The organism is Cryobacterium sp. N19 (assembly GCF_002929595.1).
GTDB classification, from domain to species: Bacteria; Actinomycetota; Actinomycetes; order Actinomycetales; family Microbacteriaceae; genus Cryobacterium; species Cryobacterium flavum.
In genome coordinates, this window is sequence record NZ_PJJR01000039.1 from 1 (window position 1) to 16041 (window position 16041).

At 61.9% G+C, this 16041-nt stretch carries 17 protein-coding genes and 1 tRNA gene; 4 read left to right on the plus strand and 14 right to left on the minus strand.

The features are described 5' to 3' along the window. Window positions 1-198 precede the first annotated feature (198 nt). From CXY78_RS01535 to CXY78_RS22015, 3 genes are all read left to right on the plus strand, one after another. On the plus strand, window positions 199-795 hold the full coding sequence (locus CXY78_RS01535; RefSeq protein ID WP_104087764.1) for a hypothetical protein: 597 nt from the start codon (window positions 199-201) through the stop codon (window positions 793-795). Between the two features lie 169 nt (window positions 796-964). Then, the gene (locus CXY78_RS20585; RefSeq protein ID WP_134505218.1) at window positions 965-1321 is read left to right on the plus strand and encodes a hypothetical protein; all 357 of its coding nucleotides are present in this window, start codon (window positions 965-967) and stop codon (window positions 1319-1321) included. Window positions 1322-1427: 106 nt separating this feature from the next. Next, a complete protein-coding gene (locus tag CXY78_RS22015) occupies window positions 1428-1559 on the plus strand; it encodes a helix-turn-helix domain-containing protein (protein WP_369827220.1) in 132 nt (43 codons plus the stop codon). 81 nt (window positions 1560-1640) lie between these two features. Here CXY78_RS22015 and CXY78_RS01540 read toward each other — a convergent pair whose 3' ends face one another. From CXY78_RS01540 to CXY78_RS01585, 10 genes are all read right to left on the minus strand, one after another. Next, window positions 1641-2339 (minus strand): CHRD domain-containing protein, encoded by a 699-nt coding sequence (locus CXY78_RS01540; RefSeq protein ID WP_134505217.1) that lies wholly within the window; start codon window positions 2337-2339, stop codon window positions 1641-1643. A 704-nt stretch (window positions 2340-3043) separates the two neighbouring features. After that, entirely contained in the window at window positions 3044-3835 is a 792-nt protein-coding gene (locus CXY78_RS01545) for a DUF6454 family protein (protein WP_140425476.1), read from the minus strand. Next, a complete protein-coding gene (locus tag CXY78_RS01550; protein WP_104087736.1) occupies window positions 3835-5385 on the minus strand; it encodes an inositol monophosphatase family protein in 1551 nt (516 codons plus the stop codon). Before CXY78_RS01550 ends, CXY78_RS01545 begins: the two co-directional genes overlap by 1 nt. Next, window positions 5382-6458: an ABC transporter ATP-binding protein gene (locus CXY78_RS01555; RefSeq protein ID WP_092341798.1), complete on the minus strand. Its 1077-nt coding sequence runs from the start codon at window positions 6456-6458 to the stop codon at window positions 5382-5384. Before CXY78_RS01555 ends, CXY78_RS01550 begins: the two co-directional genes overlap by 4 nt. Window positions 6459-6495: 37 nt before the next feature. Next, entirely contained in the window at window positions 6496-7341 is an 846-nt protein-coding gene (locus CXY78_RS01560) for an ABC transporter permease (RefSeq protein ID WP_233197201.1), read from the minus strand. Next, on the minus strand, window positions 7341-8228 hold the full coding sequence (locus tag CXY78_RS01565; protein ID WP_233197200.1) for an ABC transporter permease: 888 nt from the start codon (window positions 8226-8228) through the stop codon (window positions 7341-7343). The genes CXY78_RS01560 and CXY78_RS01565 overlap by 1 nt, the downstream gene beginning before the upstream one ends. Before the next feature lie 50 nt (window positions 8229-8278). Beyond that, the gene (locus tag CXY78_RS01570) at window positions 8279-9439 is read right to left on the minus strand and encodes an extracellular solute-binding protein (protein ID WP_092341796.1); all 1161 of its coding nucleotides are present in this window, start codon (window positions 9437-9439) and stop codon (window positions 8279-8281) included. 312 nt (window positions 9440-9751) lie between these two features. Then, window positions 9752-10123: an IS30 family transposase gene (locus CXY78_RS21820; RefSeq protein WP_255410378.1), complete on the minus strand. Its 372-nt coding sequence runs from the start codon at window positions 10121-10123 to the stop codon at window positions 9752-9754. Between the two features lie 275 nt (window positions 10124-10398). Next, a complete protein-coding gene (locus CXY78_RS01580; RefSeq protein WP_104087738.1) occupies window positions 10399-10959 on the minus strand; it encodes a recombinase family protein in 561 nt (186 codons plus the stop codon). Between the two features lie 499 nt (window positions 10960-11458). Next, window positions 11459-11548: transfer RNA gene (locus CXY78_RS01585), tRNA-Ser, on the minus strand. An 86-nt stretch (window positions 11549-11634) separates the two neighbouring features. Here CXY78_RS01585 and CXY78_RS01590 point away from each other — a divergent pair. After that, entirely contained in the window at window positions 11635-12405 is a 771-nt protein-coding gene (locus CXY78_RS01590) for an SGNH/GDSL hydrolase family protein (protein ID WP_233206050.1), read from the plus strand. A 5-nt stretch (window positions 12406-12410) separates the two neighbouring features. Here the strand turns inward: CXY78_RS01590 and CXY78_RS01595 are convergent, their stop codons facing one another. Genes CXY78_RS01595 through CXY78_RS01610 form a run of 4 tightly spaced genes read right to left on the minus strand, consistent with a single transcriptional unit; the run spans window position 12411 to window position 15860 of the window. Next, window positions 12411-13541, minus strand: coding sequence for a hypothetical protein (locus CXY78_RS01595; protein ID WP_104087739.1), 1131 nt, complete (start codon window positions 13539-13541; stop codon window positions 12411-12413). Next, window positions 13538-14296, minus strand: coding sequence for a hypothetical protein (locus CXY78_RS01600; protein WP_092341792.1), 759 nt, complete (start codon window positions 14294-14296; stop codon window positions 13538-13540). Before CXY78_RS01600 ends, CXY78_RS01595 begins: the two co-directional genes overlap by 4 nt. Then, window positions 14293-15591, minus strand: a complete 1299-nt coding sequence (locus CXY78_RS01605) for a putative T7SS-secreted protein (RefSeq protein ID WP_092341791.1) — start codon at window positions 15589-15591, stop codon at window positions 14293-14295. The genes CXY78_RS01600 and CXY78_RS01605 overlap by 4 nt, the downstream gene beginning before the upstream one ends. Further along, window positions 15588-15860: a hypothetical protein gene (locus tag CXY78_RS01610; protein ID WP_198412748.1), complete on the minus strand. Its 273-nt coding sequence runs from the start codon at window positions 15858-15860 to the stop codon at window positions 15588-15590. The genes CXY78_RS01605 and CXY78_RS01610 overlap by 4 nt, the downstream gene beginning before the upstream one ends. Window positions 15861-16041 lie beyond the last annotated feature (181 nt).

The window sequence follows — 16041 nt, forward strand, 5'->3', positions numbered from 1 at the left end:
TCCCGCACCGACGGTGCCATTTAGCACTGCACAAACACCGTCACCCATTGGCTCTTCGCCAACCAAGCCAGCAACTGCCTGTCCCGGTGAGGGTTCCCCTTCGGAGAAGGTTCTCTGCGAGACTGTCCGACATCCGCTCTGAAGGGGGAAACTTTGCGTTCATCTGTACCTATGCCGGGGAACCCCTGGCCTCATGACATGCTCATCACCGTCGATGATGACCCGAACTCGTTGGTTGATCTGCTCTGGGTTCGAGAAGCGTGGAATCTCAATCCGGTCGGCGAGGACCTTCCTTCGCTCCTGTCGGACGATTCGGTACGCGCACACGCACCGACCGGATCGACCGACGCGCCCGCAGCGTGGGTGGAGGCGTGGCCGGGGATGTGGAACGCCTGCATTCACCACGCCGGTCTGCTCGAAGACAGCACGATCTTCGACCAGCTCCAGCACACTCTGGACGGGTCACCCGAGCGCGCCAACCTGTTGGCCAGCATGGTCGGGCCGTCCTGGAAGAGCTCCTTCGGCGACGAAGCCTTTACGGAGAAAAAGAAGACGTGGAATCGATCACAATTCCAAGCACGCACGCAGCGTCGCCCGACTTCCCTCGCGGATGATCCGGAACGGTTGTCGCTCAGCGCGCTGATCCCAGCATGGCAAGCCGGGCTGACGAAAATTGTCACCATCCCTTGCCAAGGCTCTTACACGCGCGTCATCGGACAGCACACGCTCCTCGTGACGGATGAGACCCGTGACGATCACGAGCGGTATAGCGAAGCTCTCAAACAGTTCCGATAAGGGTTCCTCTTGCGGTCCCGCCTGAGCGACTTGCCCCAAAGCCCTGCAGCGGTTCGGCGGTCGCACAGCGTCCGTCCACCGGAAACGTGTTGAAATTGGCCCTGGCTAACTTAGCTGTATAGGGGTGGTTCGATCAGGTATGAGACGAAGCTTCCAAACTGGACTGACCGTGATCCTCATCGCCGTCGCCTTGCTTTGTGGCATACCCGTTGCCGCTGCCGCCTATCAGGCAGGAGTCCCGGACTACCAGTGCGCCATTTCCCAACAGATACCGAATGGTGCCGTGCGCGAGCTCGGCGCTTCAGGAACTTTTTCTGTCTGGCCGGTAGGACTGGAATGTCGCTATTTCGATGCAACCGGATCGGAGTTAGTTGTGTCGCCCGGCTGGTTCGCCACCGGGCTTGGCATCGGGAGCCTGACAGCATTGGTGACGCTGACCGTGCTGTCTATCGTCGCCTGGGTGCGATCGCTCCAATCACGCAGCCGTGTACTCGACCTGCCTGGTGGACACGAACCGTCTCGCTGAGGGTTGGCAAATTCAACCGGTCGTCGCAACACTCGATTTCTGTGAGGTGTTGTAGGTGTAGTCGAAGTTTGAGTTGGTGGAGAAACAGGCGCGGTTCTGGGTGTTGATGGCCCAGGGCTCGACTCTGACTGCAGCGTGTGATGCTGTGGGGGTGAATCGACGAACTGGACGGCGTTGGCGTCAAGCAACGGGTGGGCGGATTCATCCGAGGCAGAGCGGAGGACGCCTTCTCGAGTAGTCAGGTGGGTTCCGTGCGGTGGCCCGTCATCGATGACGGGCCACCGTCGGTCGTTGCCCAGAAAGGGTGTTGAGCGCGTGCTTAGTCGAGGACGCCGCAGGCGGCCGGGTCGGTTGCTTCTGCAGGCAGGTTCGGGTCGAGTTCGCTTGCACCCGCACTGAAGTCGTACTCACCGTTGCCGTTGTAGTCGACACCATGGATCACGACGACGCCTTCGCCTTCGCGGATAGATTCGGCAATTTCTTTCGCCGTTCCTGTTCCGTCCGGCCCCGGGTAGCCCGTTCCCGCCACCTTGGTGATGCGGATGTTATCGCGGCTGTAGTGGTAGCTGCCGCTCTCAGACACCGGAAAACGAGTCACATCCAGGAAGCTTGTGGGAGTCGTGTCGCCTGTCGTGGTAAGCGACACAACGACCGGACCGTACGCGGGAACCCCTTCCACGGTGTTCAAGCGGCCATCACCGTTGCTGTCCAGAGCCAGGGTGGGGCACTCGTGCAGCGCTTGCTCGCCGTAGTGGATGTGTTGGGCATGCGGAGCGTCTGGTGTCAGACCAGAAGCGTGCACTTCAATGTGCTTGATCCTCTGGTTACGAACTGTTGCTGTGGCAGTTCCTGACGCCCCGGAGCCGTTGAGCTCCGTGAGATCGGCGGACAGCGATACCGTTTTTTTGTCGCCGGAGTGTCCAGGATCGTGCGCTTGAGCTGCGCCGGCCCCGAATGTAGCCGCAGCGAGTAACGCAACGGTCGAAGCCCCCAGAATCCCCATGGAATATCGTTTCACGATTATCTCCTTGAGTAACCGCCAGCAAGAAGGTCCCGCTGGTCGTGGATAGTTCGTAATAAACACTAATGAAATTTAGTCATATTAAGGGATTTGTTCACTTTTTTATTTCCCAGAGTCCGAGCAATACTCGGCGCCGAACCAGTCGACGTTGGGCCACGGCGACTCCGATCCCTCGCCGATCAGCACAGGACGACAGACAAGGTCCTCAGATCCGCAGCAGGACAAATCCGTTTCCTCTGTTGCCAGGAGCGACCGTCCAGTGCAGACCGGGTTCTGCCGGTCGGTCTCAGAGGTGCTCGGCGGGGTGCACTGAACCTGCCCCTCCTGCAGGGCCATCACGTCGGCCGCACCTGCGCACCGCCCCACGCTCCCGGTAGGGCAGAAGGGTGGCCGCCATCTGAGCCGGGTCGACCGTGTAACGGTTGCGGAACACCTGAATTCAGCGGTGAAGCGTGCCAACTCTTGACACTTAATGCTCTCGGTAGCAGGGCGGATTCAAATGGTCGTCGCAACGATGGGCTTTTCTGGTTTGAGAGTAGTCGTTGCATAGCTTGAGTGGGTGCGATGCCGCCGAGTGTTTTGGGAGTCGATTGTTGAGTTCGGTAGCGACTTCCAGAAGACCTCCCACCAAGCAACAAGCGCTCTGAGCTGGGCCCACGTTCCGGACCCGAGCCCCGCACAGAGCAGCGGGTACCTGAGCGTCAGAGAATGGTGGTGCGATAGGTCAGAATCTCGGTGCCGTTCCCTTCGCCACCATCGTCGGGGGCGACCCACATCGTCACGGACCCCGCGTCGACAGAGACCGAGAAGGGGTTTCGAGTGACCGTGTGCCCAGCAGCCGAATACAGCGACATTGGAAATTCATGCACGATCGCGCGCTTGGCGGTGTCGATGAGCGCTAAACCTCCCAGCTCACAGGTTCCGGATGCCGCGGGCAGCACCGCGATACCGCTCGCGACGATGAGACTCTCGCCGACGAAGCGACAGTCCTGGTAGTCGATGAAACCGCTCGGGTTCTTCCAGCGCGAGATGAGCGCCCCGTCGATTGTCCAGGTGTAGAACTCGCGTGAGCCCCAGCTGGCGCCGTGCACCAGCGCATTCGCCAGGTCGCAGACCACCCAGCTCACGTGGTCGTCAACCCGAAATCGCTCTCGAATCTCGGCGGTTTCAGGGTCGATCGTCATAATCATGCTTTGGCCGCCCGGGCGGTACTGCGCTACCGAAACCCACACCAAACTGCCATCGAAGTCGATGCCTCCCGGGTGGTACATCTCGCCGTCGCCCACGATCAGGTCCCGCTGCAGCGCTCCTTGCTTGTCTACGATGAACACGTGACCCACCCCGCGATTTTCGGCCTGAATTTCCACCGAAGACAGAAAGGTGAGCCCCGCGGCGAAGGCAAGCCCCTGCGGGTGGAAGGTGGCAAAGTCGAGCGGTAACCGGTCAACCAGGTTCCAGGGCGTGTGGCGGTCGAGGCCGTCAAGTGCGAGCATCACCTCGCGCCCACGGCGGCTCGCCACAGGCCATACACTTCCGTCGCGGCCTCCGGGGCGGCCACCAGAATGCCGCCGTGCTGAGGAAACGCGTTCGGAATTCCGTCTTCGTCAAGTACGACGCCACCGGCCTCCTGCACGATCAGCGTGCCGGCCAGATGGTCGACGGCGCTGAACTGACCGATCACCGAGGCGGCTCCCCGTCCGGCGGCTATTCCCACGACGGTCAGGGTGGCTGAGCCCATCACCCGCATGATGCTGAATCGCTCGCCAAGGGCGGTCAGGAGTTCGATCATGCCCGGCCACGGCAGGTGCCCGGCGAGCTCCGTGTGCACGACCCGTCCGGCCAACGACAGTGGTCCCTCGCCGGCTCGGGGCAGCGCCAGGGCAGCGCCATTGAGCCGGGCGCCCTGCCCGGCCACCGCTTCGAACAGGTCGCCGCGCCAGGGTTCGGACACGACGGCGACGTAGGGAACGTGATCCACCGCCAGGGCGAGTGAAAACGACGTCCACGGAATCAGGTTGGCGTAGTTTGTCGTGCCGTCGACCGGGTCGAGGTACCAGCACGGCACACCGGCCTGCGCCTCGCCGCCCATTTCTTCGCCGACGAAGTTGTGCGACGGAAATGTGGCCGCGATGCGCGCTCGCACGTGGCGTTCGACGGCAACGTCCACCTCGGTCACGAGGTCACCGGGGTTCGCCTTGGTCGAAATTGTTCCCCTGTCGGCGGATCGGCTATAGTCCTGCGCCCAGATCGCGAGTTCCCGGGCAATCGCACTGGCCTCGCGCAGCTCGTCCGCCGAGAACGCCGAAACCGCAGAGAAAGCCGCCGGCTCAGGCCCGACGGCCTCGCGCACGGTCTCGGCGAGCAGAGCCAACCGATTGGAGGTCACGGAATCCACGCCCAGCGCGAGCACCCACCGCATGATCGCGGCGCTATCGACCGTCCAGCAAGCGACCCCTAAGCCCAGGGCATGAATGTCGTCCACGAGCTTTCGGCTGAGCACGACATACTCCGCGTTCACAAACTCCGGCCGGAGCTCATCGATCAACTCGAGCGGTGGAACCTCGCGCCGGTCCCACGGCAGCCAGATGCGAGCCTGTGCATCCAGAGAACGGATGCGCCGCATCCCGGCCAAACTTCCACACCACGCGACGTCCAGGCCGCTTTCTCGCACTACTTCAAAAGCCGGTGCGGCCGGCGCTTCCTCGTCCATGTCGATAAGCAGCAGGGTGGGGAAATCTTCGAACAGCTTCAGCGCGTCTCGCAACAACGGGACACGAAGATCGTCGCCGCCCAACAGGGCGACCTGCGCGTAGGTCAGGTCCGAGATGGCGGCGTCGAAGCCCCACAACCGAACGAGACTCGCATCGTGCAGCAACACCACCTGGCCGTCACGGGTGACCCGAACGTCGACCTCGACGTAGTCCGCTCCCGCCGCAATCGCCGATCGAATCGCTGCGAGGGTATTCTCCCGAAAATTCTGGGAATCCCCGCGATGAGCGGTGACGGCGGCGACCCGCTGGGCGGCCGCGCTGGGCGCGCTCATAACGCCACCCCGCCGGTCGTGACGAGCCGGCCCTGCCGAAAGGTAAGCGCGTTCTGGATGGCGGCGTGACCGCGATCACCGGGCGCCGGTGGCAACCCGGAGGCGAAGGCGCGAAGAGTGGCGTCATCGCGCTTCAGGTAGATTTCGTGAAAATGCCCGTGGGGCACGACGCGCTCGACGACGGCCGGGCGTGCATCGAATGATGCGTGCAGGGTGAACACCACGTCTTCCGGGCGAATGCCGATGACGTCGTCACCGGGCACGACGGCGCCGTTCACCAGCGAACCCTCGATCCGGTTCAGACTGCCGATGAAGGTGGCGACGAATTCGGTTTCCGGCCGGGAATACAGCTCGGCCGGCCGGCTGAACTGCTCAATTTTTCCGGCGTTCATCACGGCGATTCGGTCGGACATCGACATCGCCTCCTCCTGGTCGTGCGTCACGATCAGCGTCGTGATGCCCAGGCGCTGCTGAATTTCACGGATGTCCTCACGCACTTTCACCCGCAGCTTCGCGTCCAGGTTGCTAAGCGGTTCGTCCAACAACAGCAGCTCCGGCTCCTGCACCAGGGCGCGCGCCAGGGCAACGCGCTGCTGCTCCCCCCCGGAGATGCGGGCCGGCCGCGAGTGCTTGTGATGCAGCAGGTTGACCAGCGCGAGGACAGCGTCCACTCGCTGCTCGATCTCCTTCTTGCCGAGACGACGCAGTTTGAGGGGGAAGCCAACGTTCTTCACGACCGTCATGTGCGGCCACAGCGCATAGTTCTGAAACACCATGGCACTGGGCCGTTTCTCGGCACCGAGGGCGGACACCTCGCGGTCGTGCACCTGGATCGAGCCGGCGTCGGGCGCGAGGAATCCGGCGATCATGCGCAGGGTCGTGGTTTTTCCACAGCCGGAGGGGCCAAGCAGGGAGACCAGTTCCCCGTCCTGCACGGTCAGGTCGAGATTGTCGATGATGGTGCGACCACCGAGCACCTTGTGTAGGCCGCGCACGCGCAGACCGCGCGAGCCGCCGGCATCCGTTTCACGGTGTGTGGGTGTCGTGGAATGTATTTTTTCGATCAAAGTCATGGTCTTCTCTACACTTCTTGCGATGCTCGGAGTGGGGCTATTTGATTTGGAATCCTTCGGCGAGCGTGCCGCCGACGATGTGCTTGTGCGCCGCTAGCAGCAGGGCGACCGAGGGGATGGCCAGCAGAATGGAGAACACGGCCGCCACCTGATTCGGGTAGTTGAGCACGAGGGTGTACATCTGCGTTGGCATGGTCATAATGTCGGGTGCGCCAATGAGATAGGTGCCCTGCGCCTCGTCGAACGACGCCAGAAACGACATGACCGCTGCTACCAGAATTCCCGGCAGGGCCAGGGGAAAGGTAACGCTGATGAAAACCCGTAGCTTCGTGGCGCCCGCGTCGCGCGCCGCTTCCTCGAGACTGCGTGGCACCGCAGCGAAGGCCGCAGCGGGAATCCAGGTCATGAACACCACGGTTCCCAACACGTGCACGATTAGCACGCCCATCACGGTACCCATCAGGTTGAGCGCATAAAACAGCGAGGCGATGGTAACGTACAAACCCATTTTCGGGAAGGCGTTGAGGGCGAACAGCCCGATCAGAAAAGTTCGCCGACCCCAGAATTCGTAGCGCGCGAAAGCATACGCGGCCGGCAGACAGATGCAGGCAGACACCAGCACGGTCAACGCGGCTAGCGCAAGCGAATTCTGCACGGCCCGGCCGAGCGTTTCGTCGCCGAGCACTACGCTCCACCAGCGGAGGGTCCAGCCGTCCGGGCCGAGGTTGGGGAAGGTCCAGGATTCGGCGAATGCTCGAATGCCCAGCCAGGCCAGCGGACCGAGAATGAAAACGACCATGAGGACGAAAAAGAGCCCGCTGAGCGGACCGCTGAAGCTGAGCCGCGCTGCGGACTTTCGCGCGCGCTTGGTGATCATCGTCATCAGACTTTTCCCTGATCCTTTGCTGATCGAAAGTTGGCCCAGACATACGCTGCGGCAATACCGGATGCGATCACAAAGACGATAAAGGCCATCACGACGGATTGCTGCGGCTGATTAAAGGCCGAGAAATAGTTGGACATGCTCACGCCGAGCATGTTGGGCGCATTCGGCCCGGTGAAGTACGGAACGGTGAAGGAGCCGACCACGCCAATCGCGGTGAACGTGACCGCAATCAGGATCGGCACGAAGGCCATGGGAATGAGAATGGACACGACGATGCGCAGAAAGCCGGCACCGGCATCCCGCGCGGCTTCGATCATGGCGTTGGGGATTGCCTGCAGGCCGGAGGTGATCATGAGTACCGCGAACGGCAGCGAGGTCCAAACGGACCCGATCACCACAGCGACCATGGTGAAGGCCCACACCGGCGCCTCGACACCGAACTGCGCAAAGACGCTGCGCACGAAGCCGTCACCGGAGTAGAACGTGACGATCGCCCAGGAAGCGATGACTACCGGGATGAACAGCGGGATGATCGCCAGACCGGACAGTAGCCGAGCCATCCGTCCATCGCGGAGCTTGAGGAACAGACCGATTCCCAGGGCCAGAAAAATGACGATGACCGTGCTGAGCGCTGTCACGCCGACGGTAACCGAGAGGTCGCGCAGGATGCGGGAGTTCGAGAGCACCTCGATATAGGCTGCCGGTGTTCCCCACCAATTCTCGGCTTCGTGCACGTTCAGGCCGATCGAGGCGATCACATGGTTCAAGCCACCGGTCAGACCAATGCTGAACGCAAAAGCCAGGACGATCGGGAATCCCACGAACAGCAGAATCAAAATGATCGGAGGAAGGGCGAGGAAGAAACCCAACGGGCGACGCGCCACAGCCGGGGTGGCTATGGCGCGTCGCTTTGAGCCCCTCGTCGGGGCGAGAGTCACTGTCCCGGCACTTCCTGATCCCACAGGTTGCTCAAGTCACTGCCCATCTGAGAGAAGTAACCCTTGCGCAGGTTGCCGGTATCGGCATCAGCGAACTCGTTTTGAATGTCGGTCGAAAGCAGGTCGAGGCTGATTGCCGGGAAACCAGCGATCTCGTTCACGATCATTTCCTGGGCGCCGGGGGTCAAGACGAAGTTGGCGAGCTTGAGCGCACCCTCCTGGCGGGGGCTGGCAGCCGGAACTCCGAGGTAGGCCGCGCTTCCGGTGAAGGACGGGTCAGAGATCTGCGTGTAGTCCACGGACTCGCCAATCGCGCCGTTCTTCTTGCCCGAGATGAACATGTCGGACCAGACCGGCGCCATCGAGATTTCACCGCTTGCCAGCAGGTCCAGCGTCTGCTGGTTGCCGTTGGGGTAGAAACCATTCTGGTAGATGTACGGGTTCAAGCTGCGAAGCGTTTCGAACCCTTCGGTCCACTCGCTTTCCAGTTCTTTCTCGTAGCCGACGGTCATTTTTGCGCGGGCATCGTCAGAGACGTACTTGTCGAGGACCGTCGCGACGAAGGCCGAGCCGGATCCGCCGGACTTCGGGGAGTTGTAGGTGAATTCGCCCGGGTTTGCCTCGATCCACGCCAGCAGCTCGTCGAGGGTCTTCGGAGGTGTCGGGATGGTGGCGGTGTCGTATGCCAGCAGAACGACGGAGCCGCGGTAGGCGATTCCACCAGCGCCACCGGCCTCGACGACGTCTTCGGGAATGTCGTTGAAGGCGGAGATTTCGTCTGCGGTCATCGGCGTCAGCAGCCCAGCCTCGGCGGCCATGGGCACGAATCCGCCGTCAACCAGGTCGAAGCCCGGGTCCTTTTCCTGCTCCGTGGCACTCGTCAGCTTGGCCATGGTCTGGGCATCGTGCTCGCCGTGCAGATCGAGGTTGACAGCGACCGTGTATCCGGGGTTCTCCTCTTCGAAGGCCGGAATCAGGTGGTCTTCCCACAGCGCCTGGATGTTTTCACCGCCACTGATGAGTACCGTGAGGGCCTGGTCGGCTGAATCGCCGGGGCCGGCCAACGATGTTGCTGCGTTGCTTTGCACGCAGCCGGCCAGGGCCATCATGGCAAGTGACGCCGCGGCGGTGGTGGCAAGGAGCCGAGTGGTTTTCATTGCTGTCCATCTGTTAGTAAGGGCGCACCTCAGAGTGAGATCAGAAAGATAATCTGAAATGAAGACAACGAGAACCTATCCCACAGGTAAACGCAGAATGACGCTTAACTAACGCGAAGGTGAACGCAGATCGCTTGGTCTGGCACTCAATGGGCACGCGGACTGCGGCTTTGGACCGCGATGCATCAGCTGAACCCAACCCAGAGAACCGGGCCCAGGGTATAGAGCTTGTTGCGCTTTGCCCTCGGGCTAAACATTGACTAGAAGTATCGACGCTCTTGGATTCAAGTGGTCGTCGCAACAAAGGTCGATTTAGGTATTGAAAAGGAGCTTACTGACGAGTTCTCCAGGGTTTGCCAAGTTGAGGAATTTGCGCGGTCGGTTGTTGAATTCGTGGGTCACTCGTCCCAGCTCCGGCAGGGTCTGCGTGCTGAGATCGGTGCCCTTGGGAAAGTATTGGCGCAGGAGGCCGTTGGTGTTTTCGTTTGATCCTCGCTGCCACGGGCTCGCGCGGTCGCAGAGGTAGACATCCATGTTCGCGTCTTTGCTGAATGGCTTGTGGAGCGCCATCTCCACTCCTTGGTCCCAAGTGAGGGAAGTGTGGATGTGGGCGGATAGGGAGCTCAGGGAGGCCAGGAGACCGTCGTGGACGGCCTGGGCACTGTGATTGCCCGGAAAGTGAATGAGAGCAAGAGCGCGTAGTCAATTCGATCAACAAGCGCCGCGACGCCGGAAAAGATCTGGGCAGGCGACCGCGACTCATCACAGACAGTCAAATCCGGAATGCCCGCGGCAGCCCAGACTTCACCGGGCTTAACCAGACCAGCCAATACCTATTACAGAGGCTAGGACCCGACCCCAACGATCCGGCAAGGCACCGACCATCGAACGCGCTGGGTCGAACTGATCGACACGGCAGAAGGCCACCTATAAACCACATCAGATCATTTACAGCCAGCTCAGACCTTCGCACGGAGATAGACGTAAACAGTTTCGCGGCTGATCCCAAACTCACGAGCAAGCACAGACTTCGGCACACCAGCAGCAGCCTTCTCACACAGCTCGGCCGCACGGAACGTGTCGAGTGACGGGGTACGACCCCGGTAAACGCCCCGCTTCTTCGCCAAGGCAATACCCTCGCGTTGACGTTCACGAATCAAAGACCGCTCAAACTCAGCAAACGCCCCCATAACGTTCAAAAGCAGGTTCGCCATCGCATTGTCATCGCCGGTAAAGCACAGCTGCTCTTTCACGAACTCAACCCGGACCCTCTTCGCTGTAAGCCGGCGCACGATCAAACGAAGGTCATCCAAGTTACGGGCCAGACGGTCCATAGAATGCACGAGAACGGTATCGCCCTCGCGGACGAACTTGATCATCTCCTCCAGCTCGGGCCGGTTCTGATCCTTCCCCGACGCCGTATCCTCAAACACCCGATCGACGTCGACTCCAGCAAGCTGACGGATGGTGTTCTGGTCGAGGGTACTCACTCGCACATATCCAACTCGCTGACCCGTCATGTGACTTTTTCCCTGCTCTGTTAGGTTGAAGTCTAAGACCCGGCCATGAGGGGTGTCTACCAATCAAAAAGCGACCCTATCTTGACAATATTAGATAACGGTGCCTGACGCCTAGTTGGGGTACACGTCCCGGCGAGGGTAAATGTGTATGAGTGTGCATTTCGGAGACATCGGACACACCGCACATTCCCAGATACGTCGGGCGTGTTGAGGCCGCGCATCTCCATGCGCTCACCGGCAACGCATCCCCTCGCCGTGACCGATGCGGGGACGTCGAACCGGTGCTCTCGAGCCGCCACAGCGCACCATGGAGATCGTCGCCAGGAAGGTGCGGGCTACCAGGCAGTCGCGTGCGTCACCACCCACCGCATGCCTCAACTCGCACTTGCTCACACCCACTCACAGATGTTCCGTTACCGCTGCGTTACTGCTGGGTCAATCTCGGCAATGAAAAACCCCCTACTCCCCAGTTGAACACTGGGCTGTAGGGGGTTTTTCGTGGCGGTACCGGTGGGATTTGAACCCACGGTGGAGTCTCCCCCACACGACTTTTCGAGAGTCGCACCTTCGGCCGCTCGGACACGGTACCGCCGTCGATCCTAGTAGAGACTGGGGTCCGACGCGAATCGGCGAACATGCAGCAGACACACGGATGCCGCGGAGTAGCCTCAGTGGGTGCGCGAATCAACCCCGAGCATCCGCCCGTTAATCGCTACCGGTATCGCCGTTGTCGCGACCGGCATTGTGCTTGCCACGACCTGGTTTCGTCGCGACCTCGAACAGCAGAAGGCCATTCTGAACGAAACCCTGCCGGTGCATTCCGCCTGGTGGCGCGACAATGCCAAGCAACCGGGTGAGCTGCTCTGCGTCGCGATGGGCGACAGTGCGGCCCAGGGCATCGGTGCCTCCAGCCCGAACAGGAGCTACGTCGGCGTGCTCGCCGATCACGTGCGGCTGGTCACCGGCCAAACCGTGCGTGTTGTGAACCTCAGCGTGTCGGGTGCCACGGTGGCTTTGGCCGTGCGCGACCAGCTTCCCCGCTTCGAAAAGCTTGAGCCCGATTTGGTGACGGTCGCGATCGGTGCCAACGATATCGCCCAGTGGAACCCCACAACCTTCGAAGCGGGCATTCGCACCATTTTCGCCGCGCTGCCGCCGCACACCCTCGTCGCCGACCTGCCGTGCTTTCACCTTCCCCACAACGAGGTCAAGGTGGCAGAGGCCAACGAGATCATTCGACGCGTCGCCGACGAACACGAACTGACCGTGGTCCCGCTGCACTCGACCACCAAACGGGCCGGGTTCCGCAGCATCCTGACCCACGTCGCCAAAGACTTGTTTCACCCCAACGACCGCGGCTACCGTTCCTGGGCCGAGGCGTTCCTGCCAGCGATGAGCGCGGATGCCGCGCGGGTGTCAGCGCATCAGGGAGCGGCAGTAACCTAACTCGCTCACTGCTGCGCAGCGACCGAATCGGCGTCCCCCATGGGAGTCTCCAGCTCCCATACCCCCGACAACACAATATTGTCCATCAAGGTGAGCAGTGTGTCAGCCAGGTCAACGTGCGGGCTTGAAAAAGTGATCAGGCACAAGCCGCGATGGTCGGGAAACTCAATCCAGTAGTCAACGATGAGAAGCGGGAGGTCTGGCGTGCCCGCGTCGGCCGACGCGCTCGCGACCCTGCTGTGCCTCACGAGTGGGCCCGCCGGGGTGACCGCGCTGAGAAGCTTTGCCTCGGGTGCCAGCCGTTCGCTCAGCCGCTTGGCCATACTGTCGAGATGGGTGCGGCCTCCCTGGGCCGGCCCGAGTTGCTGCCAGTACAACACAACATTCAGCGCGAGTGCCCCGGTAGGGTTGCGCTGCAACAGGTAGGCCATGAATTCGGCTCCGCCGGCAGCCGCACGAATGCAGGTTTCGGTGAGCCAGCGGGCGAGTTCTCGTCGCAACACCGGCGCCGCCGGCAGCCCCTTCAGTTGGCGGTTGACGAGTTGCTTGACACTCGCGTCTCGTGCTGCGGCATCGTCGAGAGCGATCGAAAACCAGTCTCCGGAAAGCGGCAAGTCAAAGCCGGTGACCCGCGACAGGGTCGGGTCTCCATCGCTTCGAAATTCAGACGGGTGCGTATCGCCGGCTACCCAGGCCGCCTCATCATCGCCGGGTTGCGGCTCCAATGCGGCGATCACGTCGGCAACGGAGGCCGACATCGTGTGCGGGCCAGCGGGATCAAACACGACCGCGTTGAGAAAATCGGCATGCTGGATCAGAAACGGTACGAGTGCTGCACCGCGCTGCAGGGCGAACTCGCGGTCGGAAATGTCGCTGATGAATTCTGCGAATGTCTCAGTGGAGGAGAACAGACAGAGGTTGAAACGTGGAGCGCCCGCGAGAGAGTCAGCGGCGGCGAACACCCGGGTCTCGAGCACCCCGACTTTACTTCGCAGCAACGGCACGACGACAAAGTCGAGGCGCAGCGCTCGGCCGATAGCCTCGACATCCTGATTCTCAAGCGCGACGGCCAAATGCGCCGACCCGACCTCGGTCGTGGCAGCAACGACAATGCCGTCCGGCAGATCATCCGTCATGACAATTTCTCCGCATCAATCTCGTCCTTTGACCCTATCCGCACCGTGCACAGCGCCTCGCGTCGGCCAAGCAGCGCGTCCTCGGTCACGTCGACTTCGTTCTCGCGGGCACCAACGGAAAACAACTCGAACCGGTCTTTGATCGGCGTCGGATTGGCGAGCACGAGACTGGCACTTGGCCACCCCGGCGGAGGCTTGAGCGCCGCGAACATGTGAAGGAACGGGGGGTACTCCCGTTTGAGAAGATTAATGGGAAAGACGCCGAATGACCCGCTCAGGTCCTGCGCCCACTGCGCCGCCGCAAAATCGCCCGCATAGGCCGCATCAGTGATCCACGGCGTCTCGGCGCGACGTCCATTGTAGATCTGGTCGGCATCCGCTTGCAGCTTGCCGGCACGGGCTGCGTCGGCGACGAATTCCACCTCGGCGAGCGCGGTCGCCGATCCCCGCCTCATGATTTCGGCACGAGCGTTCGCCGGCGTCTCCGAACCGTCAACGGCGTAAACGGCCGCTGAAACCACCCAGCTCTCCGGATCGGAACGATCGGCCACGGCGCGAGCACGAGCCTGGGCAAACAAGTACGTCGAGGGGAGGCTGGAATCCACGCTGGCGTTGCGCAGAAAGACCCCACGATTCCAGCCACCGATACGAGCGGATGCCTGCAGCCCGCGCGCGACAAAATGGCCCGGCTCCCCCCACACACCCACGTCGTACGAGTACGCCAGCTGCGCAACCGTTCGTCGCCATACGCTCATGGAACAACGAACGGCAGGTCGTTCAGCACCGTAATTTTGCCTTGGGCATCCCACGGGATGCGATACTCGGGCGCACCGCCAAGATTTCCTTCATACGGCAAACCGTGGCGGAGCGTCTGCACTGCCTCCACGTCATCGAGACGCGCGACGACCACACGACTCATACCATTGTCACCGGGAAGGCCCATCTGCATTCGCGGATTGCTTAGCCCCTGCACATCGACCGGGCTCCACGAGCCTCCAGTGGCGTTGGCCTTGCCACCATAGGCACGCCAAATGGTCTGCCCATTCACGGGCGGGGGCACTGGAGTGCGCATGTCACCAGCCCACTGTTTCCAATCGGCAGGACGCAACCGCAAGGACTGCTTGACCGTGATCTGCTGCCCCACCTTCATGGTGACTTTCTCTGCCATGAGCACTCGTCCGACCACTTTCACCGCTGCCCCCATGCCGATGAAGGACAGCGCCACCCCCGCGATGCTGAGTCCGGCCTCTCCCCAACTGCGTTCTCCGGAGGAGGCGAGCACGATATTTCCGATCGCGTTGACCACCGCTGCGAGTCCGGCCACCACGAGAAGCGCCGCGGCCAGCAGCTGGCCTACGACCGGAATCCACGAAACCAGCAGGGCCAGTACGCCCGCGATCGCCGAAACCCAGCCGGCGATGTCCGTGATGACGGCGAGTGCGTCCTTACCCCAGTTGTCCCACCAGCCGTCGTTGAGGTCATCCGAGGATGTGATATTTTCAATGCTGCCGCGTGCAGTCTCAGCGCCCCGGTCACGACTGGTGACGGCGTCATTAATTCGAGTGATGGCCAAGCCGACGCCAGCGGATGCCGACACAGCATCCGTTTCAAACGTCTCGGCAACATTCGTGTACATGAGCGCCTGCACAGGATCGGTGTCATCGGCGGCCAACCGCAAGTAATGACGCTGATGCGCGCTGGATTCGTCTGCCGTATCCCGGGCGATACGAGCGCTTTCCAGCGCGGACTGCGACTCCTGCTGCGCGGATTCCAGCTGGGGCGCATAGTCGAGCAACGCCTGACCGACGGCTCGGTAGCGCTTCTCGGCCCGCAGAATGTTGTCGGCGACCGTGTTCGCGGTCTCCTGCAGCGCTTCGACCGCCTCCGAGACCACGCTGCCCCCGGCGTCGAGGTTGCGCAAGCGCCGCTCAGCACTCCGGATCGCGTCGGCCACCTCCAGATAGGACAACCCGCCGCTCTGCACGATCCCCGGCTCCCCCGGAACCGGGTCGGAGCCCAAGTTGACCGGTGTCCAGTCGATGGATCTCATTGCGCCACGCTTCCCGTGGACGTCGCCGCCATCGGGGACGGAACTTCAATCGACTTCGCCAGTTGGTTGTCGACGTCCTCAAAGGTGTCCGCGCAGCCAGCCGCGCCTTCTGCGAGAAAAGCAATCGAGTCGACCATCTCGGAGCGACGGTCGTCCCATCCGTGAGCAAAATCCGTCACAGCCTCGGCCAGCCCGGAATGCCCAACGGCCGCCGCAATCGTGTCACTTCGCGTGTTCGCATTGTTGAATTCCTGCGCGACAATGGTCAATTCGTCACTCAGTCCCCTCAAAGACTGTGTGCTGACACATAGGTCGGCCATTGTTCCTCTTTCTCCCCACTGCTGGTTCGTTCTGTTCAGGATACGGGCGGGCCTGACGTTCTGCGACCGCAACGGCCGGTTCAGGCAGCCGATTGCCGCCGCAGAGCCGACTGTCGGTGGCCCCGGCTAG